General features: G+C 60.9%; 19 protein-coding genes and 2 tRNA genes. 13 read left to right on the top strand and 8 right to left on the bottom strand.

Annotated elements, in window-relative coordinates:
- Position 1 precedes the first annotated feature (1 nt).
- From mrdA to ACZ1JY_RS02195, 5 genes are all read left to right on the top strand, one after another.
- A complete protein-coding gene (gene mrdA, locus ACZ1JY_RS02215; protein ID WP_465130218.1) occupies positions 2 to 2,083 on the top strand; it encodes a penicillin-binding protein 2 in 2,082 nt (693 codons plus the stop codon).
- Positions 2,083 to 3,198, top strand: a complete 1,116-nt coding sequence (gene rodA / locus ACZ1JY_RS02210; RefSeq protein ID WP_118074001.1) for a rod shape-determining protein RodA — start codon at positions 2,083 to 2,085, stop codon at positions 3,196 to 3,198. Before mrdA ends, rodA begins: the two co-directional genes overlap by 1 nt.
- Positions 3,199 to 3,276: 78 nt before the next feature.
- A tRNA-Lys gene (locus tag ACZ1JY_RS02205) sits at positions 3,277 to 3,352 on the top strand.
- Between the two features lie 46 nt (positions 3,353 to 3,398).
- Positions 3,399 to 3,474: transfer RNA gene (locus ACZ1JY_RS02200), tRNA-Lys, on the top strand.
- A 91-nt stretch (positions 3,475 to 3,565) separates the two neighbouring features.
- Complete coding sequence (locus ACZ1JY_RS02195; RefSeq protein WP_162896066.1) at positions 3,566 to 3,907, top strand: putative quinol monooxygenase; 342 nt, start codon at positions 3,566 to 3,568, stop codon at positions 3,905 to 3,907.
- Between the two features lie 70 nt (positions 3,908 to 3,977).
- Here the strand turns inward: ACZ1JY_RS02195 and ACZ1JY_RS02190 are convergent, their stop codons facing one another.
- Positions 3,978 to 6,908, bottom strand: coding sequence for a TonB-dependent receptor (locus ACZ1JY_RS02190; protein ID WP_118074003.1), 2,931 nt, complete (start codon positions 6,906 to 6,908; stop codon positions 3,978 to 3,980).
- A gap of 365 nt (positions 6,909 to 7,273) precedes the next feature.
- On the opposite strand from ACZ1JY_RS02190, the gene ribH reads away from it, so the two are divergent.
- Positions 7,274 to 7,693, top strand: a complete 420-nt coding sequence (ribH, locus tag ACZ1JY_RS02185; RefSeq protein ID WP_118074004.1) for a 6,7-dimethyl-8-ribityllumazine synthase — start codon at positions 7,274 to 7,276, stop codon at positions 7,691 to 7,693.
- A 4-nt stretch (positions 7,694 to 7,697) separates the two neighbouring features.
- On the opposite strand, the gene ACZ1JY_RS02180 is transcribed toward ribH, so the two are convergent.
- The 4 genes from ACZ1JY_RS02180 to ACZ1JY_RS02165 are packed head-to-tail and all read right to left on the bottom strand — an operon-like array spanning position 7,698 to position 11,110.
- Positions 7,698 to 8,225, bottom strand: coding sequence for a DUF1254 domain-containing protein (locus ACZ1JY_RS02180; RefSeq protein WP_465130217.1), 528 nt, complete (start codon positions 8,223 to 8,225; stop codon positions 7,698 to 7,700).
- Positions 8,222 to 8,788, bottom strand: coding sequence for a DUF1214 domain-containing protein (locus ACZ1JY_RS02175; protein ID WP_465130216.1), 567 nt, complete (start codon positions 8,786 to 8,788; stop codon positions 8,222 to 8,224). Before ACZ1JY_RS02175 ends, ACZ1JY_RS02180 begins: the two co-directional genes overlap by 4 nt.
- A gap of 19 nt (positions 8,789 to 8,807) precedes the next feature.
- Positions 8,808 to 9,902 carry an Rv3169 family protein gene (locus ACZ1JY_RS02170; RefSeq protein ID WP_465130215.1) on the bottom strand — a complete coding sequence of 365 codons (1,095 nt, stop codon included), beginning with the start codon at positions 9,900 to 9,902 and terminating at the stop codon, positions 8,808 to 8,810.
- Positions 9,902 to 11,110, bottom strand: a complete 1,209-nt coding sequence (locus ACZ1JY_RS02165; RefSeq protein WP_465130214.1) for a phosphotransferase family protein — start codon at positions 11,108 to 11,110, stop codon at positions 9,902 to 9,904. The genes ACZ1JY_RS02170 and ACZ1JY_RS02165 overlap by 1 nt, the downstream gene beginning before the upstream one ends.
- Positions 11,111 to 11,133: 23 nt before the next feature.
- On the opposite strand from ACZ1JY_RS02165, the gene ACZ1JY_RS02160 reads away from it, so the two are divergent.
- The gene (locus ACZ1JY_RS02160) at positions 11,134 to 11,385 is read left to right on the top strand and encodes a hypothetical protein (protein ID WP_465130213.1); all 252 of its coding nucleotides are present in this window, start codon (positions 11,134 to 11,136) and stop codon (positions 11,383 to 11,385) included.
- A 301-nt stretch (positions 11,386 to 11,686) separates the two neighbouring features.
- A complete protein-coding gene (locus ACZ1JY_RS02155; protein ID WP_370073142.1) occupies positions 11,687 to 12,145 on the top strand; it encodes a MarR family transcriptional regulator in 459 nt (152 codons plus the stop codon).
- A 63-nt stretch (positions 12,146 to 12,208) separates the two neighbouring features.
- On the opposite strand, the gene eno is transcribed toward ACZ1JY_RS02155, so the two are convergent.
- Positions 12,209 to 13,495: a phosphopyruvate hydratase gene (gene eno, locus ACZ1JY_RS02150; protein WP_168903235.1), complete on the bottom strand. Its 1,287-nt coding sequence runs from the start codon at positions 13,493 to 13,495 to the stop codon at positions 12,209 to 12,211.
- Positions 13,496 to 13,717: 222 nt separating this feature from the next.
- Here eno and ACZ1JY_RS02145 point away from each other — a divergent pair, with 222 nt between their 5' ends.
- From ACZ1JY_RS02145 to ACZ1JY_RS02125, 5 genes are all read left to right on the top strand, one after another.
- Positions 13,718 to 14,296: a hypothetical protein gene (locus tag ACZ1JY_RS02145; RefSeq protein ID WP_118074010.1), complete on the top strand. Its 579-nt coding sequence runs from the start codon at positions 13,718 to 13,720 to the stop codon at positions 14,294 to 14,296.
- A gap of 28 nt (positions 14,297 to 14,324) precedes the next feature.
- Positions 14,325 to 14,705: a phage holin family protein gene (locus tag ACZ1JY_RS02140; protein ID WP_465130212.1), complete on the top strand. Its 381-nt coding sequence runs from the start codon at positions 14,325 to 14,327 to the stop codon at positions 14,703 to 14,705.
- Positions 14,702 to 14,986 (top strand): hypothetical protein, encoded by a 285-nt coding sequence (locus ACZ1JY_RS02135; protein WP_118074012.1) that lies wholly within the window; start codon positions 14,702 to 14,704, stop codon positions 14,984 to 14,986. The genes ACZ1JY_RS02140 and ACZ1JY_RS02135 overlap by 4 nt, the downstream gene beginning before the upstream one ends.
- Position 14,987: 1 nt before the next feature.
- Positions 14,988 to 15,500 (top strand): hypothetical protein, encoded by a 513-nt coding sequence (locus ACZ1JY_RS02130; RefSeq protein WP_465130211.1) that lies wholly within the window; start codon positions 14,988 to 14,990, stop codon positions 15,498 to 15,500.
- 91 nt (positions 15,501 to 15,591) lie between these two features.
- Positions 15,592 to 15,813, top strand: coding sequence for a DUF4170 domain-containing protein (locus ACZ1JY_RS02125; RefSeq protein WP_196274563.1), 222 nt, complete (start codon positions 15,592 to 15,594; stop codon positions 15,811 to 15,813).
- Between the two features lie 64 nt (positions 15,814 to 15,877).
- On the opposite strand, the gene greA is transcribed toward ACZ1JY_RS02125, so the two are convergent.
- Both greA and carB read right to left on the bottom strand, forming a co-directional pair.
- Entirely contained in the window at positions 15,878 to 16,354 is a 477-nt protein-coding gene (greA, locus tag ACZ1JY_RS02120; protein ID WP_011445873.1) for a transcription elongation factor GreA, read from the bottom strand.
- Between the two features lie 130 nt (positions 16,355 to 16,484).
- Positions 16,485 to 19,808, bottom strand: coding sequence for a carbamoyl-phosphate synthase large subunit (carB, locus tag ACZ1JY_RS02115; RefSeq protein WP_465130210.1), 3,324 nt, complete (start codon positions 19,806 to 19,808; stop codon positions 16,485 to 16,487).
- Positions 19,809 to 20,034 lie beyond the last annotated feature (226 nt).

Here is a 20,034-nt window from a genome sequence, read left to right as displayed (position 1 = left end):
CATGCGGCAAAAGCTGCCGGTCACCTCGGCGATCCTGGCCAACCGGTTCGAGAGAAGAAGCTTCGTGCTGGGTGCGCTGCAAGGTGGCGTGGGCCTGCTGTTGGCGACGCGGCTGGGCTATCTGGCCGTGGCGCAGAACGAGAAGTATCAGGCCGCATCCGAGAGCAACCGCGTGAACCTCACGCTCATCCCACCACGCCGGGGTTGGGTGCTGGATCGGTTCGGCAAGGCCCTTGCCGCCAACCGCGCGGATTTTCGCGTCGATCTCATTCCTGACCGCGTGGACGATCCGGACAAGACAATGGCCACCTTGGCCGGCTTGCTGTCTCTCCCGCCTGACAAGGTGCGCGATATCCGCGACAAGCTTGACAAGGCGCGGGGGTTCCAGCCCGTCGAAGTCGCCTCCAGTCTTGATTGGGACAAGTTCGCAGCGGTTTCGGTCCGTCTGCCGGAACTGCCCGGCGTCATCCCACAGAGAGGCTACTCCCGGTATTACCCCGCCGGCGCTTCGGTAGGACACCTAGTAGGCTATGTGGGCGCCGCATCGGCAGAGGATTACGAGAAGGAGCGCAATCCGCTCCTGATCACTCCGGGCTTCAAGATCGGCAAGGATGGTCTGGAAAAGCACTTCGAGGCGAGGCTGCGCGGTGTCCCCGGAGCCCGTCGTGTCGAAGCGACCGCTTCAGGACGCATCGTACGCGATCTCGGCACGCGAGAAGATGTGCCCGGCAAGCCGATAGCCCTGACGATCAACGCGGGCCTTCAGGACTACGCAGCCCGGCGCATCGGCCTGGAGTCCGGATCGGTCGTGGTCATGGATTGCGAGACTGGCGACATTCTTGCCATGGCATCGATGCCAAGCTTCGATCCCAACAGCTTCTCTGACGGCATCGGCCGTGTCGAATGGAAGATGCTGTCCGAGGATGACCACGTGCCGCTGCGCAACAAGGTGCTCCGCGGACTGTACCCGCCGGGATCGACCGTCAAGCCGATGGTGGCACTCTCGTTCCTCGAAGCCGGGCTGGATCCCAATGCGAGCGTTGGGTGCGGTGGCGGCCTTCGCGTCGGCAATCGCGTGTTCCACTGCTGGAACCGGCGCGGCCACGGCACGGTCGACATGGCCAAGGGCATCTACCAGTCCTGCGACGTGTACTTCTACCATTTCGCCCAACAGATCGGGATGGACAAGATCGCCACGATGGCACGCAGGCTGGGACTTGGGCAGGAGTTCCCGATGCCCTACCCCGGCCAATCCTATGGCACGGTTCCCGATCCCGCGTGGAAGCTTCGCAAATACAAGAAGGAATGGGCCCTCTACGACACCGTTAACGCGACGATCGGCCAAGGGTATATGCTGGTCAATCCGCTTCAGCAGGCCGTCATGGCTTCGCGCATTGCATCAGGGCGTGAGGTCATGCCGCGGCTGTTGCTGGATCGTAATGCGCCACCTGTGAAGTCAATGGGTTTCTCGCAGGAGCACCTCGATTACATCCACGCTGCCATGAGCGAAGTAGTCAACGGCCGTGGCACGGCTGGCAGAGCACGGCTGCCGGTTGACGATGTGCTCCTTGCCGGCAAAACCGGCACAGCGCAGGTCGTCGGTCTCAACATCGCCAATGGGAAGAGCGGGGCCTGGAAGTACCGCGACCATGGGCACTTCATTTGCTTCGCACCGTTCGACAAGCCGAAATACGCCTGCGCAGTGGTGATCGAACACGGCGGCGGTTCGGCGGCTGCCTATCCCATCGCACGAGACGTAATGACGTACATCTTCGCCCCGGACAAGGCGATGGCCGTGCTCGAGGAATTCGAGAAGCAGTGGGGTGGCAACGTCCAGCAGCGCATGGCTTCACGATACAACGCGTTTGCCGCCAAGTATGGTGAGACCGCGCCGAAGACCGTCCCGGACGACGAGGCCTTGACCGAACAGGTAGAGGATGGCCGCAAGACAGCCGAAGAGCCCGCAACGGCACAGACTGACGCTGCGGCGCCCCGGCCGGAGCCTGAACAGCCCGCGCCCATGATTGTCATGCAACCGGCAGCGCCGACCGCTGGGCCCCCCGTAACGACAGGGGGACAGTGATGCCTCGCGCTTACGTACCGGCGGCGATTGCCAGGCAACCATGGGGCGTCCTGCTTCCCCTGATTGCTCTGGTCACCTTCGGTGCGGCGGTGCTGGATTCGGCAGCGGGAGGGCGCTTCGAAATCTGGTCGATGTCGCACTTGCTGCGCTTTGCAGTCTTCCTCATCATGGCGATGGTCATCGCCCGTCTGCCACAGGAATTGTTCAGGCGCATGGCCATGCCGGTCTACGTGGTCCTATGCCTGCTGCTGGTTCTCGTCGAACTGATCGGCGGCGTCGGCGGTGGCAGCCAGCGCTGGCTGAACCTTGGCTTCATGACGTTGCAACCCTCGGAACTGATGAAGCCCGGCATCGTGCTGGTTCTGGCGTGGTTCTATTCCGTTCTGCCCATCGGCGAAACCCAAGGCTGGCGGGGACTCCTGCCCGCAGTGATCCTGCTTGCTGTCCCGGCAGGCCTTGTCATGCTGCAGCCCGATCTTGGTACCGGCCTGGCGATCAGTTTCGGCGCAGTGATTGTGATGTTTCTGGCTGGCCTGCCGTTGCGCTGGTTCCTTGGCGCAGGTGCGGCCGGTCTTGTTGCCGCGCCAATCGCCTTCTTTTTCCTGCTGCACGATTATCAACGCAACCGCGTGCTGGTATTCCTTGATCCGGAAAGTGACCCGCTTGGCACGGGATATCACATCACGCAGTCGAAGATCGCGATTGGTTCGGGCGGGATCTTCGGCAAGGGATTTGGCAACGGATCGCAGAGCCACCTGAACTATCTGCCGGAAGCGCACACAGATTTCGTCTTTGCGACGATGGCGGAAGAGTGGGGCATGCTGGGCGGCCTGTTCGTGCTCATCGTGTTTGGCCTGATTTTCCGCTGGGGCTTGAAGGTTGCCAACAGGGCGCCGGATCGCTTCTCGCGCCTGCTCGCTGCCGGCATGACGATGACGATCTTCTTTTACATGTGCATCAATTTGATGATGGTCATGGGCCTGGCACCGGTGGTCGGAATTCCGCTGCCCTGGATGAGCCATGGCGGGTCGTCCATGATGACAAACATGATCTGCATAGGATCGATCATGGCGGTTGAACGCTGGAGCCGGTCGGGTCCGCGAAGCCTGTCCTGAAAAACGCAAATTTGGGGCTTGGCAGGGCTGAGAAAATCGTTATTGGGGCGGCTCCCGAACGGGAATGCCTGATGGCATGGACGCATAGCTCAGTTGGTAGAGCAGCTGACTCTTAATCAGCGGGTCCTAGGTTCGAGCCCTAGTGCGTCCACCACCATCGCCTTCCCCTCGCCGCCACCAAGCGGTTTCTTGCCGGGTACGGACGCATAGCTCAGTTGGTAGAGCAGCTGACTCTTAATCAGCGGGTCCTAGGTTCGAGCCCTAGTGCGTCCACCACCTCCCAGCCAATCAAACCTGTTGGAAACGCCAATTCCGCCTTGGCGTGCGTACGCGTAGCTTCTTGTCATGACGAACAAGGAGAGCAAGCGTGGAGCGGGTGACACTGTGGGGATGGATAGACTTTGAAGGCCGGGATGCGGCAGCGATTGTCCGGGGCGGCGCGCAGTTCATACTGCCGACGTACGAAGAACGCGGATGCATCCATTATGTCTGGAACGCCGATCCGCTGAAGCCTGATCGTATCTGGGTATTCGAGGAGTGGGATAGCGTCGATGCGCTTGCCGAGCACCTTGAAGGGCCGCTCTACCGTTCCATGGCGGGCTACCTTGCGGAAGCGGGGATGACCGGCGCTGAAGTCGACAAGTATCGCGTGATCCAGAAGCAGCCGGTGTATGACGGCAGCGGGGTCCCGCAGGCGGCGTTCGACTGATTTTCAATAAAAAGCGCCGGAACCCGCAGGTCCCGGCGCAAGGTTTTCGCGTCTGGTTCGACGTCGAAGCTTAGAACTTGAAACCGGCAGCCACACCGTAGCGGCGCGGTTCCAGCGTGAAGATGTTGGTGAACAGACCGGAAGACTGGTCGGTCACGTAGAGACCGGTAGTCGCGTTGTTGTTGGTGATGTTCTGGATGTAGCCACGCAGGTACCAGCGATCGTCACGGCCGTTGAGCTGGATCTGGGCGTTCATGACCTCGTAGCCCTTGATCCGGTTGATGTTGCCGTTGAAGATCGTGCCGTAGCTCTCACCGGTGTAGTTGATGTCGAAGCGGGGCACGATCGACATATCGCCCATCTCGATCGTGTACTGGATACCGGCCGACCACTTGAACTCCGGCGCCTGCGGCAACTGATTACCACGGACATTCTTTTCGATGCCTGAGCTGACGCGGATGCCGCCGAAAGCAGCGCCCGCCGGACCGGCTGCCGCACCCGCAAGAGCACCGCAGATCGAGAAGGCACCGGTGGTGTTGGTGCCCGGTATAGGTGTTGTAGGCCGTAGACCGACGCCAGCGTTGACCGCATTGACGAAGCCGTTCGCGGCAGCTGCACTAGCCCCGGTAACGGCACAGTTCGAACCAAGCGTAATGTCCTTGATAATCACCGTATCGGAACGGCCGGCCGAGACATCGCGGGTATCAACGAAGAACTGATCTCCAACGACCTTGGACTTGAGGTAGCTTGCCGACACGTTGACCAGCAAGTTGCGCGTTGGCGCCATGATAGCTTCGGCTTCTAGACCGTAAATGTTGGCGTCGATGTTGTCGTTGACCGATGTACGCGCTGTGATGCGGCTGAGCTGCAGATCCTTGTAGCGATAATAGAACGCCGAGAGGTTCAATTGCAGCGCGCCGAACCGGTTCTTCGAACCGATTTCGAAGGAGTCGACCGATTCCGGCTTGAACGAGTCATTTACCGAGCCGACCGAAAGCGGCGGGTTGATACCACCTGACTTATAGCCGCGCGAGTACGACAGGTAGATGAGGTTGTCCGGACTGATCTGGTAATCAAGCACGGCGCGTCCGGTGAAGCGTCCGAAGCTGACGGAACGCTCCTGGAACGGTTGGACAAGCGGGGTGCCCTTGTCAAAGTCAGCCGTAGCGAAATTCAAAGCCTTCTCGAGTGATTCAGCCCCCACTACTGCATAGATCGCATTACCGCCGGCGAACTCGCTCGAAAGTCCGTCGCTAAGCAGGGTCGTGCGAGCGCGCGTGAACTTCTTGTCGTGGTTGTAACGAAGGCCGAGGGTCAGCTTCACCTTGTCGTTGAACTGGAAGTACGTCTCACCGAAGATTCCGTAGCTGTCGAGTGTGCCGCGGTCGGTATTGCTGCGGAAGAACGGCGACGGGCGGAAAACGGCCCGTGGACCGAACGCTCCACTTGCAGCCGCAGCGGCTCCAAGAAGGCCGGAGGCGTAATCCAGACCGAAGGAGTTCACATAGTAACTGTTGTTCGTGGTGATGCCGCGAAGATAGTTCGCACCGATCAGGAAATTGAACATCCCGTCAAAGTCGGAGTCGATATGGGCTTCGGCAGCATATTGCTTGTAGGTCTGGCTCGATTCATCGAAGTCGAGTGAGGTGTTGGCGCAGATCGCCTTGTTGCCAGCACCGTAAACGCCAACGTTGTTGGGATCGATATCGGACTGGCAAATTTTGCCAGTCGGACCGTTGGGGATCAGGCGAGCAGCAATTGGTGCGAATGCGAATCCGAGCGCCGGGTTCTGCGCAAAGGCAGCAAGGGCGAACAAACCTGGATTGCCAACGAGGCTGCGTTCGACGGCAAGGTTGTAGTCTGTACGGCTGCGAACTTCGTTTCGCGAATAGCCCGCGGTAACATTGAGCGTAAGGCTGTCGCCAAGAGCCTGCTGCAGCTTGCCCTGGTAGACTTCTTCTTCCGCGAAATAGGTCGGCAGGTAGTCGATATTGACAGTGCGGACATCGGTCGGATTGACCGCCCCCGAGAAGTTGTCGCCATCGTCAGCGTAGATGCTGCCGAGACCGAGTGGGCGGAATGTCGGTGAAACCGCGATGCCGAAGAATTCACGCGAGGTCAGCAGCGCTGCCAAGGTGGAGTCTGCGTTCGTCGTTTCGTTGGCAAGCTTGTCGGGCAAGCATCCCAGGATGCCCGTTGGATCGCGATGACAGAGCTGCTTCTGGACGCGGCTGCGGCTGTCGTTTTCACGGAAGTAGTAGGCGGACAGATCGATCGTGGTGTCTGGGCTCGGCTCCCACCGGAGCGATCCGCGCAGCGCGTACATGTCGCGCCCGTCGATGCGGCTGTTGGTGCCGAGGTTGTAGGTGTACCCGTCGCGGCGCGTGTACATGCCGGCCACGCGAACGCCGAGCGTTTCGCCAAGCGGCACGTTGACCATGCCCTTCAAGCGGACAGAATTGTACTTGCCGTAGTCGGCCTCACCGGCAGCGCCGAACCCGGAAAGATCGGGTTTGGCGGTGATGATGTTAACCACACCAGAGGTTGCGTTGCGACCGAACAGAGTGCCCTGCGGACCACGCAGGACCTCGATGCGCTCAAGATCGAAGAACTCGGTTTCGAACAGGCGGCTTTGCACCATCGGCATATCGTTCAGGTGGATGCCGGTAGCGGAGTCACACGAGACGCCGACGCAAAGATCGCCGATGCCGCGGATCGTGAAGCTGGACGAGGTGAAGTTCGTCTTGGTGAAGGTGACGTTGGGCAACGAAAGCTGCAGGTCAGAAGAGTTCTGAATCTGCTGCTTGGTCAGGTTTTCGGCCGAGAATGCAGAGACCGCGATCGGCACATCCTGCAGCGACTGGGCCTGGCGTTGCGCAGTAACGATGATTTCCTGCAGACCAACGCCTTCATCGGCGGACTGCGGTGCATTCTGGGCGAAAACCGGTGTTGCGACGGCTGCGGCACACACGCCCGCAAGCAGGGAAAGCTTGCCCCTCATAGTCAGACCTCTCTCTCCAGCGGCCCCCGTCATTAACCGCGGGTGACCTGGTGGACAGGACATAACTTCAGCAATTCTTTGTCAACCGGATAATTAAAAATGGGCGTTTCCGTAGGGGAACCTCGTTGCAGTCGAGACCATTTTGAGACTTTTGCATGAAAATGCATGACATTATGATGATGAAAACTATGCGCAGCTCGACATTATGATGTGCGAAAGCCGCTTTTAGGCTCTAATGACCTGCTCGGCGAATCAGAAAGAGAATCGCCAACCGTTGCATGGCGACGGTGGCGCTAGAACGATGCTCGCATTAAGGCGGGCCCAAGCGCACCGCAGATGTGCAAACACTGAAGGATCCAGTTCCAATGGCCAAGTTTCTGATCGTCGAAGCCCGGTTTTATGACCACCTGAACGACATGCTCATTGAAGGCGCCAAGGCCGCGCTCAAGGCCGCTGGTCACGAGGCGGAAGTCTTGACCGTGCCCGGAGCCCTCGAGATCCCCGGCGCGATCGCCTTGGCCGACGAATCGGGCAATTTCGACGGCTATGTCGCCATCGGTGTGGTCATTCGCGGCGAAACCTATCACTTCGAGATCGTCGCCGGGGAAAGCGCACGCGGCATCATGGCGCTGACAATGGATGGCGTCGCCATCGGTAACGGCATCCTCACTGTCGAAAACGAAGCCCAGGCCATCGTGCGCGCAGATCCTGCGCAGAAAGACAAGGGCGGCGAAGCGGCGAAGGCTGCACTCGCCTTGCTCGCGCTACGTGAGCGCTGGGCCTGACCGATCAGCCAACGGGCGCGCAGCGGTCCCCGCGGCGCGCCTTGTCGGCCCGATCGAATTCTGCCTGCGTAGGCGCCAGCCTACGATCGAGAATGATGCCCCGTTCCGTTGGCGTGTAGATGACCGGCAGGTCGCCGGGATGAACAAGCTTGCGCTCCTGCTGAAGGATAAAACGGATACCTTCCGGGCTGCGCAATGAGTCCATCACCGCGACGTTGTCGGTATTCGCAGCGAAGACAGACACCGAAACGTAGCCCTTGTCCGGGCTCGGCGGAACATCGACAAGTATGGGGCCAGCAGACAAGTCATAGACACAGCTGGCGTAGGCGAGGTCTGGCGATGGCCGGACGATCTGCCTGGAAGCTGCTGTCGTGCGATCTGCGAAACGGAAAACGTTTACGTCGTCTCCGTCGCCGGAGAGTCTGTTCATGGCGATGTGCATGATGACCTGCGGCGCCAAAAGTAACGTTGCCACATGACCAACGGCGGCTGCGCCGACGAAGGCCAGTGCGTAGCGCAGGCCGCCCCTCACCGGCTGTCTCCGCACGAAATGCGCTCGACCTTGGGAAAGACTATCGAGCCGAAGTCCTGCTGCGCTTGTTGAGAAGGATTGTAGATTCGCAAGGTGAGATCAAAACTGCCCGCGTGCCTGGTCGACAGCCAGGGCATGGCCGGATTGGGCGATGGTGCAACTTCAGCCTGCCATAGGCCGCGCGGGTCCGGCGTGACTTCCGAAGCGTCGACGGAAAGGGCATCGTCCTGGTTTTGCGGAAGGTAGTCGTCCGAAGCATAAGCAGTGATCGACCACCATTTCCCCGGCAGCGGCCCGCCGACCAGCCGGTAATGGCATTCCTCCCGCAAAGGCTCACCGAGATCATCGACCGTGCGAGTAAAATAGATGGCCTGGCTGCGGTTAAGCGCCAGCAGACCGGTCAACGCGACTCTCGCACGCAGCACGGGCCCCGCCTCGGTCGATCCGGTAACGCGGCTGCCACTCCAGCCCATGTGCTCTTCGCCGCCCATGCCGACGTGCTTTAGCGACACAACAGCCGAAGCAGCACCGACCGCAAGACCGATCGTGGCCACGGCGATCATTCCGAAGATCCCTGCAGGACTACGCACCGGCATCGAAGTATTCGGTGAGGCCCCACGGCTCATACGGCCCGATAACAAGCTGCTCGAACCCGCCTATCCCTGTCTCGCCATCGCTGGTGGTCACGCGGGAGATGATCTGGACGTGAAGATTGTCGAGGGTTCGAGCCATCGGGTCAAGGTCAGCCAGAACAAGGTCCTCCCGCTCGACCGCGAGCGGCCCATGATAAAGGCCATGCCCCCACTTGGGACTGGTGTAGCCAAGCCCCCTCATCTGAAATCTCACGAGCGGCTCAAACGTCAGCGCCAGTGGTCCTTCGGGTCGCTGGATCGTCAAAGTCCCGCCGGCGGGCCAACGCGTGGCGGGCTGCATGGGCGAAACCATAGCGGCAGAGGGGGTTTCGAAGAACGATTCCGTGTCACCGCCGTCAGGCGCGATAACGGCCCGCGTGTTCCACGGCGCGCCATGGCGATCAGCGTTGATATGGAAGAACAGGCTGCGGTTGGGCAGATTAACAGGCGTCCATTGCCAGAAGAAGGACGAGACAACGCCATGCCCATGAGGCTGCGCGTCAGGCGCGCCAACGGGGCGCACCCCCCAACTGCGATCACGCGTACCGCAAGTTCCAGCGGCCAGATCAATCCTTTCGCCATCGACCTCAATCCAGCCCGTGTAATGTCCGTTCTGCGTCAGGCGGGTGTAGTCCATGAACGTCCGCGGGCCGATGCGATGGACGAACCGCGGCTCCTCAATCGGAAAGGCACGGCCGGTGAAGGTAAGCTCGGCTGCCAGCCCTTCCCCGCGCACTCGCACCCTGAGAACCTTCAGCGGTTCGACGATTTCAATGCTGACCGGCCCGACCGCAAGATCGAACCGCTCCATGTTCAGTTCGCGCGAGGCATGGAGATTGTACTGCACCCCACCCCGGATGCAGGAGAAGTGCGCATCGGCGACATTCAGGTGCGGATAGATGCCAAGCGCAAGGGCGAAGAAGCCGGAGCCGTCGGGTGCATAGCCGTTGAAGAAATAGCGATCGTAGAAGTTGCGGTCCGTACCAGCGTAGGCAATCGGTTCTGGCGTCTGGTGCAGCGGAAAGTCATCTCCCTTGGTCAACATCAGCAAAGCTCCATCCGGCGCTTCAGCGCCCCCAGACTGTCATGTTCAAGAGCGAGTTCGCAGGCGCCGCGTGCCATCGACAGGAAGTTGGCATCACCGCGTTCCGTGCGCACCACGAATGCGGCACTGAATACGGCAGTCGACACCCCGTGAAGCGCTCCAATGCGGTAGTCATCCCAGACATCTTCCAGATTGAGCGGCACGCCAAGCCGGGACATTTCGGCGCAGTAGATGTCGAGCAGGGCACGCTCATTGGGACGACGCAATTCCGAGCCGATGCCGCAGCCCAGAAAGTATCCGACGTCAGTCAGACCGCATCCTGCCGCCGCCGTCTGCCAATCAACCAAGGCGATCGGCTGCTGGCCGCCGTTTATGCCGAAGAGCATGTTGTCCAGGCGGAAATCTCCGTGAAGGAAGGACCGGCGCGAATGCTTCCGTTCGAACCACAGGTCGAGATTTTCGTTCAACGCCTCGCAAACCGCCATAAGATCAGGCGCGAGGGCATCGGCATAGCGTTCACGAAAGATTGCCTGGGCTTTCGGATAAAGGTCCCGCAACATCTGGCTCGCCTGCGGGTCGGGCTGCAACCACGCGGCGTCCAGCACAGGATGGTCCAGCGTCGGCGCATGCAATGCCGCAGCCTGCCGCATGGCCGCTTGCGCTTGCGCCAAAGTGCATCCCACAAGCTGGTTTCCAGCGCTGCAAGGACCGAGGTCTTCGAAGAGCAGCACGAAATCGCAACCGTTGCCGTCGAGCATGGCAGCATAAACCTGCGGCACCCGCATCTGCGTGAGACATGCGACTTCTCGATAGAACATGACTTCGCGCGAATAGAGCGAGAACAGTGCCGCCGTCTGGCGGCTCGTGGCATCGCTCGACGGAAACTTGGCCGCTACAGTGGCAGGCGCTCCAGATGCTTCGTTTTTGTATCGCAGTGAGAAACGGGCAGTATCACCCACCTGGCCTGTGCCGATTGCCTGCCACTCGATTTCCGCGATCCGAGCGTCACCCAGCACGCCAGCCTGGGCGAGTTGCACCTCAAGCCATGCGGCATCGACCTCGTCCGCGCGCGTCGGAAAATCAGCCATCTCGTTCTCCCGCAGCAAGGCTGACAGAGACCGCATGACTTTGGAAGTGCAATTCAAATGACCGATTAAATCAATGCGAGGGAACGGCCTGCCACTCCCTGCTTTGGCAAACCGACACAAGAAGGACCAGAAAGGACAGAGACGTGGATGGCCCTCTCGAATGGTTTGCAGCCATGGGCACGATTCTCGCAGCAAGTCTCGTGGCCGCTGACCTTGGGCGGCGTTGGACAGGTTGGGGATTCGTCCTGTTCATGGCCGTGGCCATCACGTGGATCATATCAGGCGTGAAGGGCAATTCCAGCTCGCTTGTCATACAGAACGGAGCCCTGTTGATCATCAACGCCTGGGGAGTCTGGCGCTATCTGATCTCACCCGCGCGCAAACGGTCGTCATGAGCCCGATCAACCTGCTCCATTCTGGTTCGACTACGGAGGAATGATCGGCATGTCCCCAGAGGCATGTGATTGAAACGTCCTGATTCTTGCGGACTTCACCAAGCCGATAAGAGCAAACCCTTAGTGGAGCGCCGAATGGCCGCACCACGCGCGCCTGCCATTTCAGTACGCTAACAAGACCGATGGCGGACCGGTCCCGTGAAGCGCTTTGGGGGCGCACAACAGGGGTTAAGGGATGGGCAGAGAACAAATGAGGTCGCGGGCAAGACGACTGATTTCAGTCGCCAACGAATTGCTCGCGATGGCGCATGAACTGGAATTGAAAGAGGGTGATCCCCAGTCCGACCGGGAGCCAATCGCGATCCCGAAGGACAGTCATGTGTGGGCAGAAGTGGCTCGAAGCGCCTATCGCGACAGGCGCAGGCGGTCGGATATCTTTGCAGACGCGACGCTGTTCGGTGAACCGGCGTGGGACATCATGCTGGATCTTTTCATCGCAGCAAAAGAACGCAAGCGCCTGCCCGTGACCAGCGCCTGCATCGGCGCTGCCGTGCCTGCCACCACTGCATTGCGCTGGCTCACCGTGCTGGAAGACAAAGGCCTAATCGTCCGTGAAGCCGACTCGACTGATGCTCGCCGGGTGTTCGTAAGACTTTCTAGCGATGGTTACGAAAAGATGGTGGCCTATTTCTCGAATGTCGCTGGCGACATGCAGAGTGACGAGGACATCGTGCAGCGCTCACTGAAAATAGCGCAATAACTCAGGTGTGGGAGGCGCAGCCTGCATATTGAGGCTCCCCCTCCCTCCACGCTAACTCAGCAATCAGGCACCAAGACGTCCGAAGGCAGCCTTTCCAGCATAACGCGCCGAAATGCCCAGTTCCTCTTCAATGCGGATCAACTGGTTGTACTTGGCGAGACGATCCGAGCGGGCGAGCGATCCCGTCTTGATCTGGCCGCAGTTCGTGGCAACCGCGAGATCCGCGATGGTGGCGTCTTCGGTCTCACCCGAACGGTGCGACATCACAGCGGTGTAGCCGTTACGCTGTGCAATCGACACGGCTTCCAGCGTCTCGGTGAGCGAGCCGATCTGGTTGACCTTCACCAGCAGTGAATTTGCCAGCCCCTTGCCGATGCCCATTTCCAGGCGCTTCGGATTGGTCACGAACAGATCGTCGCCAACCAGTTGGACCCGCTTGCCGACCTTGGCGGTGAGTGCGGCCCAACCTTCGAAATCGTCCTCGCTCATACCGTCTTCGATCGAGATGATCGGATAGGCATCGCAAAGCGCAGCGAGATAGTCAGCCATGGCTTCGGGGGAGAGCGAAAGGCCTTCGCCGCTGATTTCGTACTTGCCGTTCTTGAAGAATTCCGTTGCGGCACAGTCGAGTGCGAGCATCATGTCTTCGCCAGGCTTGAAACCTGCCTTCTCTATTGAGGCCATCACGAAGTCGAGCGCATCGCGCGTGCTGGCGAGGTTCGGAGCGAACCCGCCCTCGTCTCCGACTGCCGTGGCGAGGCCCTTTTCATGAAGACCCTTCTTGAGGGTGTGGAACACTTCCGCTCCCCAGCGCACGGCCTCGGCCAGCGACGGTGCGCCGACCGGCATGATCATGAATTCCTGGAAGTCGATCGGATTGTCGGCGTGTTCGCCGCCGTTGATGATATTCATCATGGGCACCGGGAGCACGTGAGCAGCAACACCGCCGACATAGCTGTACAGCGGCAGGCCACGTGCGTCGGCAGCTGCCTTGGCAACGGCAAGGCTGGTGCCGAGGATCGCATTGGCGCCGAGGCGGCCCTTGTTTTCGGTACCGTCCAGCTCGATCATGGCGAGATCGATATCGCGCTGGTCTTCGGCATCCATGCCGAGGATGCATTCCGCAATGTCGGAGTTGACCGCGGTGACCGCCTTGGTGACGCCCTTGCCAAGGTAGCGGGCCTTGTCGCCGTCACGCAGTTCGACCGCTTCGTGCGCGCCGGTCGAAGCGCCCGAGGGAACTGCGGCGCGACCGAAGCTGCCGTCTTCCAGCAGAACGTCTACTTCAACGGTGGGATTGCCACGGCTGTCGAGAATTTCACGCGCATGGATGTCGATGATCGCGGTCATAATCTGCTCCCTGCAGTTCGGCGAGAATTGAGCGCCAAGGTTGGCGCGGCTCCTATCGGCTGGAACCGTGGCAAGCAAGCCGCGTTTGCAGTGCAACATACCTATCCGGGCTGGTCTTGTGCGCCAAGGCTCTTGCTTTCAACCACGAGGGTCTAGCAAGATGCGCAAGACCGCCCATATCGAGGGTCCAGAACCCGCGCGAATTGCCGAAGGGAAACAAACATGGCCGACACAACGATGACCCCCGCCGACGCCCCCAAGAAGCGCGCTTCGAAGGCGGCAGACGATGTCGTCGCCACAGTAACTGAAACCAGCGAGAGCACCTCAGATTCTGCGAAGGGTCGCTTTACCAAGGCGATCGAGGAAGCGAAGGCCGGTGCTGAAGCGCTCAAGGGTGAAGCAATGGAAAAGGGCGCTGCCTACAAGGCCAAGGTAAGCGGTACGACCGCTGACTGGGTCGATGAAGCCAAGGTTTACGCCGGACAGGCAAAGGAAAAAGGCGCTGCTCTTGCCGTTGAAGGCAAGGCCCGCGCGAGCGACGCACTCGGAGTGCTCGGCAAGACCATTTCGGACACTGCGACAACCATCGATGAAAAGCTGGGCGTGCAGTACGGCGACTATGCCCGCAGCGCAGCGCGTTCGATCCAGGAGACCGCGGCAAAGCTTGAGGCCAAGGACCTTGGTGAGCTGGGCGACGATGTGAAGGAATTCGTGCGCAAGAGCCCGGGTGTCGCGATCGGCGTTGCCGCAGTGGCCGGCTTTGCGATCGCGCGCTTGTTGTCGGGCGGATCGGACGACTGACCGCGCAGAACGCGGCGGTAATGGCCCGATGAGCGAGCATAACTCCACCTGGACGCCCGATCCCTCACCGTCTGAGGCGGGGATCGGCGCGGCCATCAAGGCCCTGATTGAAGACGGGCAAACTCTCCTCGAAGCCGAAATCGCTTACAGGAAAGCCCAGGCTACATATGGCTTGGCCGAAGCAAAGGCGATCATCGTCTTTCTGCTTCTCGGATTGGCATTCGGCTTCTTCACGCTGCTGGCAATCGTCGTCGGGCTGCTGCTTGCCCTTGCCCACTACGTCGGCGTGTGGGGAGCACTCGCCATCGTCGGCGGGGCGCTGGCGCTTTTGGCCATCGTGTGTCTGGCGCAAGCGAGCAAGCGCATCCGCGCTGCCAAGGCGGCGCTCAGCGCGGGAGGGAAGCCATGACTGCTCCTCTCGAGCTGACTGCCGCAAGGGCGCTTCGTGATGAAGCGTTGATTGTGGTCAAGGGCGACTTGGAAATTGCCAAGCTGGAGCTTTCTCCAGGGCGCGTGAAGGAACGCGCGGTGGAGGAAGCCGTTGAAATGCTCGACAGCGCTCGTGCAGTTGCCGACGAGAACAAGGTGGTCATCGGCGTAACCGTCGCTGCACTCTTTGGATGGTTCTTCCGCGAGCCACTCCAGCAACTGGCCGAGCGCGTGATCGACAAAGTCCGATCCGGAGATTGAGATGAGCGAAGAACTGCAAGTGAACGGCGCAGAGACCCTGCGTGAAAAGGTTGACGCGGCCAAGTCCCGTCTGGCGGAACGCACTGCCAGTTCCAAATCGGTCCAGACCGTCAAGGGGCTAATTGAAGAACACCCGGTGGCTTCCGTCGCGGCGGGCATTCTTCTTGGCGCGCTCGTTGCCAAGGCGCTGCCCTCTGTGGGCCGGAGCAGTAACAAGACCAAAGGTGCGGCCGAGGATGCGGCCAGTTCGCTGCGCAAGAGTGCCTCAGGGCTGGCGGCAGTCGCCGGCAAGCTGGCCATAGACTATGCGACCCGCGCGCGGGAAGCTGGTCGTGACGGGCTGCACAAGGTCGAGGAACTCAGTGGCACGGTTGGCGAGAGAATTGCCGACGGCAGTGACGAGGCCCGCCGCAAGGCTGTCGACTTGTCCGAGATCGTTCGCTCTGCCGCCATCGAGGCCAGCGAAGCGGCCTTGCGCAAGGTGAACGAGCTCACTTCGCGCATCAAGCCTTAAAAAGGGCTCGTGCGAGCCGTTCGCATGACTTGCGCGCGGCTCGTCTTTTTGTCAGTGGCGCACACGAATCCTCCCCAAAGGAAAGTCGCCAATGCAAAAGCTGCACCTCGTGATGGGCGGGCGGGTCAAAGACCCCCAGGGCCTCGAATTCCAAGACCTCAAGGCTATCGACGTTGTCGGTGTGTTCCCCGACTATGCCAGCGCTGAAGAAGCCTGGCGCGGGGCTGCCCAGAAGACGGTGGACGATGCCGAGATGCGCTACGTGATCGTGCATCTTCATCGTTTGCTCGAACCGGCACTGCCGAAGGACTGAGCAAGCTAACAAAAAAGGCCCCGGATCGCTCCGGGGCCTTTTTTCGTTTGTCGCAACCAATCCCTCAGATGAATTCGATCTTCTGGACGAGATAGAACTTGTCGCCCGAGGGCACGGTCACCTCGATTTCCTCATCGACCTTGCGACCGATCAGAGCCTTGCCCAGCGGCGAGTTGTAGCTGATCATGCCCTTCTTCGCGTCCGCCTCATAAGGGCCGACGATCTGGTACTTCACCGGCTTCTCGTCGTCGTCAAGCAGCGTGACAGTGGCGCCGAAGATGATCTTGTCGCCCGAAAGGGTCGTCGGGTCGATGATTTGCGCGCGACTGACGCGATCCTCGAGATCGGCGATCGTCGCTTCGACCTGGCCCTGACGCTCCTTGGCCGCATGATATTCCGCGTTTTCCGAAAGGTCGCCATGGGCGCGCGCTTCCTCGATCGCGTCGACGATCCGCGGCCGCTCCTCGCGCAGCGCTTTCAGCTCGGCAGTCAGCTTTTCGTAGCCTTCCGCAAGCATCGGCAGCTTTTCCACACTCGCCATTCGCAAACTCACTTTCCTGTCACACCCCGGTTGCCGTTACGGCACCCGAGGGAAAACCTGCCCTCGCCGACCGGCGCCGAATGCGCCGAGCCGGACCAGTCTCATGACAATGCCGGGGGACTAATAAGGTTCAAGCATAATAGTCCTGCAACGAACGCACTTCAAGTTCGGCAGAGCGGAGCGCCTCGATCGCCTCCACCGCCGCGACAGAAGCCGCCGCTGTAGTGAAGTACGGAACACGCGAATTGAGCGCCGAAGCACGGATCGACTGCGAGTCCTTGTGGCTCTGCCAGCCTTCGGTGGTGTTGAAGATCAGCGCGATGTCGCCATCGATGATCCGGTCAACGATGTGCGGACGGCCCTCGGCCACCTTGTTCACGCGTTCGACGATCACACCGGCATCCTGCAGATAGCGCGCCGTGCCACCGGTCGCGACGATCTTGAAGCCGAGGCTGATAGCCTTGCGCACGGCGGGCAGAATCACCGGCTTATCGCTGTCCTTGACCGAGACGAAGATCGTCCCGCCCTGCGGCAGCTTGGTGCCAGCACCCAGTTGCGACTTGGCGAAGGCGACCGCGAAGGTCTTGTCGACGCCCATGACCTCACCGGTCGACTTCATTTCCGGCGAAAGCACCGGATCGATGCCGGGGAAGCGTGCGAACGGGAACACGGCTTCCTTGACCGCCATGTAATCGATCTCGCGCTTGATTGCGGGCAAGTTGGCAAGCTTTTCGCCAGCCATCACCCGCGCGGCGAGCTTGGCGATCGGAGTGCCCACAGCCTTGGCAACGAACGGCACGGTGCGGCTGGCGCGGGGGTTGACCTCGATGAGGTAGACCTCGCCGTCCTTGATCGCGAACTGGATGTTCATCAACCCGCGCACGTTGAGACCACGCGCGAGCAGGACCGCCTGACGCTCCATCTCAGCAATGATCTCAGGCGGAAGGCTGTAGGGCGGCAGGGTGCAGGCGCTGTCGCCCGAGTGGATGCCTGCTTCCTCGATGTGCTGCATGACGCCGGCAACGGTCACGTCGTCACCATCGGCCAGCGCATCGACGTCGCACTCGATCGCATCGCGCAGGTACTGGTCGATCAGCACCGGGCTGTCGCCGGAGACCTGCACGGCGGTGGCGATGTAGTCATCAAGCTGTGCCTGGCTGTCGACGATTTCCATGGCACGCCCGCCAAGCACGTAGCTCGGGCGGATCAGCACCGGGTAGCCGATGCGGCTGGCGACCGCGACGGCCTCATCACGGCTGCGGGCGATGCCGTTCTGCGGCTGCTTGAGGCCAAGCTTGGCGACCAGTGCGGCAAAACGCTCACGGTCTTCGGCAAGGTCGATCGAATCCGGCGAGGTACCGAGGATCGGGATGCCCGCATCCTGCAGCGCCTGCGCCAGCTTCAGCGGGGTCTGCCCGCCGAACTGCACGATCACGCCGACGAGTTCACCCTTCGACTGCTCTACCGCGAGGATCTCCAGCACGTCTTCGGCCGTCAGCGGTTCGAAGTAGAGACGATCCGAGGTGTCGTAGTCGGTCGAGACAGTTTCCGGGTTGCAGTTGACCATGATGGTCTCGAACCCGGCATCGCCCAGCGCGAAACAGGCGTGGCAGCAGCAGTAGTCGAACTCGATGCCCTGCCCGATGCGGTTCGGACCGCCGCCGAGGATGACGATCTTGCGGGCATCAGTCGGCGCGGCCTCGTTCTCCGGCTCACCGAACAACGCACCTTCGTAGGTCGAGTACATGTAGGGCGTGACCGCCTCGAACTCTGCGGCGCAGCTGTCGATACGCTTGAAAACGGGACGCACGCCGAGCTTGTGGCGCAGCGCGCGCACTTCGGCTTCGCTGGTGGCACCGGCCATGGCGCGCAGGGCGTCATGCAGCAGGCCCGAGCGCTTGGCCTGGGTCTCGCCCAGACCGCCCGCAACGCCGATGCCGCGCACGGCCAGAGTGGCGAGGCGCTTGTCGGAGAAGCCCATCGCCTTCAGGCGGCGCAGGCCAGCCGCATCGTTGGGCAGGCCATCGCGCTGCACGGCGCCCTCGGCCTCGACGATCTCGTGGATATGGCGCAGGAACCACGGCTCGTACTTGGTGACGGCGTGGACTTCGTCGACCGAGAGGCCCTCGCGGAAGGCCTGTGCGATCACCAGCAGGCGATCGGGCGTGGCACGGGCGAGCGCGGCGGTGATCTCGTCACGGCTCGCACCTTCAAGGCCGACGACGCGGTTGAAGCCATCGAGGCCGGTTTCCAGCCCGCGCAGGGCCTTCTGCATCGATTCCTTGATGTTTCGGCCAATCGCCATGACCTCGCCGACCGACTTCATGGCGGTGCCGAGCAGTGGCTCAGCACCCTTGAACTTTTCGAAGGCAAAGCGCGGGATCTTGGTGACGACGTAGTCGATGGTCGGCTCGAACGCCGCCGGGGTGGCCCCGGTGATGTCGTTCATGATCTCGTCGAGTGTGTAGCCCACCGCAAGCTTGGCCGCGACCTTGGCGATCGGGAATCCGGTGGCCTTCGAGGCCAGCGCCGAAGAGCGCGAGACGCGCGGGTTCATCTCGATGACGATCAGGCGACCGTCCTTGGGATTGACCGCGAACTGCACGTTCGAACCGCCGGTCTCTACGCCGATTTCCCGCAGGACCGCGATCGATGCATTGCGCATGATCTGGTATTCCTTGTCGGTCAGCGTCAGTGCCGGGGCGACGGTGATGGAATCGCCGGTGTGGACGCCCATCGGATCGACGTTCTCGATCGAGCAGATGATGATGCAGTTGTCCTTTTTATCGCGGACAACCTCCATCTCGTATTCTTTCCAGCCGAGGAGCGATTCCTCGATCAGGACTTCGGTCGTGGGGGAAGCTTCGAGGCCGCCCTTCACGATCTTGACGAACTCTTCCTTGTTGTAGGCAATGCCGCCGCCGGTGCCGCCCATGGTGAAGCTGGGGCGGATGATCGAAGGCAGGCCGGTGCGCTCGAGGATTTCGAGCGCCTCGTCGATGGTGTGCGCCACGCCCGAGCGCGCGGATTCAAGGCCGATCTTGTCCATCGCCTCGCGGAAGCGCTGGCGGTCTTCGGCCTTGTCGATCGCATCGGCATTGGCGCCGATCATCTGGACGCCGTACTTCTCCAGCGTGCCATCGTTGAACAGCGCCAGCGCGGTGTTGAGCGCGGTCTGCCCGCCCATCGTGGGGAGCAGCGCATCGGGGCGCTCCTTCTCGATGATCTTGGCGACGACTTCGGGCGTGATCGGCTCGACATACGTCGCGTGCGCCATGTCCGGATCGGTCATGATCGTCGCGGGGTTCGAGTTGACCAGGATGATGCGATAGCCCTCTTCCTTGAGCGCCTTCACCGCCTGCGTGCCCGAATAATCGAACTCGCAAGCCTGGCCGATGATGATCGGCCCGGCGCCGATGATCAGGATCGAGGAGATGTCAGTGCGTTTGGGCATTAGAAGTGCTTTTCCGCGAGTTGCAGGAGCTGTTCATACGCCGACTTGGATAGGCGTAGGCTCTGGGAGACTTTCCCAGGCATTGCTCGGTTCTTTGATCCATATGTGTCGATTTGGACGAACTTTTCTCCGTCCACTTCGACTAGCGAAATAGTTGCTTCAACTTCGGAATGGGTGCTCGATCGATCCAACTCTTTCTCAGTGAATTCGCGAACGACAGCCATGT

The organism is Novosphingobium sp. BL-A-41-Hi4B-X5A (assembly GCF_055521705.1).
Note: the sequence above shows the minus strand (reverse complement) of the source record. Positions and strands in the feature narration are given on the sequence as shown.

What these genes read in the sequence shown, in the direction of transcription:
- carB (WP_465130210.1), bottom strand. Translation starts at nt 19,808, where the DNA reads ATGCCCAAACGCACTGACATCTCCTCGATCCTGATCATCGGCGCCGGG.
- ACZ1JY_RS02125 (WP_196274563.1), top strand. Translation starts at nt 15,592, where the DNA reads ATGCAAAAGCTGCACCTCGTGATGGGCGGGCGGGTCAAAGACCCCCAG.
- ACZ1JY_RS02155 (WP_370073142.1), top strand. Translation starts at nt 11,687, where the DNA reads ATGGCGCATGAACTGGAATTGAAAGAGGGTGATCCCCAGTCCGACCGG.
- ribH (WP_118074004.1), top strand. Translation starts at nt 7,274, where the DNA reads ATGGCCAAGTTTCTGATCGTCGAAGCCCGGTTTTATGACCACCTGAAC.
- ACZ1JY_RS02170 (WP_465130215.1), bottom strand. Translation starts at nt 9,902, where the DNA reads ATGTTGACCAAGGGAGATGACTTTCCGCTGCACCAGACGCCAGAACCG.
- ACZ1JY_RS02145 (WP_118074010.1), top strand. Translation starts at nt 13,718, where the DNA reads ATGGCCGACACAACGATGACCCCCGCCGACGCCCCCAAGAAGCGCGCT.
- ACZ1JY_RS02190 (WP_118074003.1), bottom strand. Translation starts at nt 6,908, where the DNA reads ATGAGGGGCAAGCTTTCCCTGCTTGCGGGCGTGTGTGCCGCAGCCGTC.
- rodA (WP_118074001.1), top strand. Translation starts at nt 2,083, where the DNA reads ATGCCTCGCGCTTACGTACCGGCGGCGATTGCCAGGCAACCATGGGGC.
- mrdA (WP_465130218.1), top strand. Translation starts at nt 2, where the DNA reads ATGCGGCAAAAGCTGCCGGTCACCTCGGCGATCCTGGCCAACCGGTTC.
- ACZ1JY_RS02130 (WP_465130211.1), top strand. Translation starts at nt 14,988, where the DNA reads ATGAGCGAAGAACTGCAAGTGAACGGCGCAGAGACCCTGCGTGAAAAG.
- greA (WP_011445873.1), bottom strand. Translation starts at nt 16,354, where the DNA reads ATGGCGAGTGTGGAAAAGCTGCCGATGCTTGCGGAAGGCTACGAAAAG.
- ACZ1JY_RS02175 (WP_465130216.1), bottom strand. Translation starts at nt 8,788, where the DNA reads ATGATCGCCGTGGCCACGATCGGTCTTGCGGTCGGTGCTGCTTCGGCT.
- ACZ1JY_RS02140 (WP_465130212.1), top strand. Translation starts at nt 14,325, where the DNA reads ATGAGCGAGCATAACTCCACCTGGACGCCCGATCCCTCACCGTCTGAG.
- eno (WP_168903235.1), bottom strand. Translation starts at nt 13,495, where the DNA reads ATGACCGCGATCATCGACATCCATGCGCGTGAAATTCTCGACAGCCGT.
- ACZ1JY_RS02135 (WP_118074012.1), top strand. Translation starts at nt 14,702, where the DNA reads ATGACTGCTCCTCTCGAGCTGACTGCCGCAAGGGCGCTTCGTGATGAA.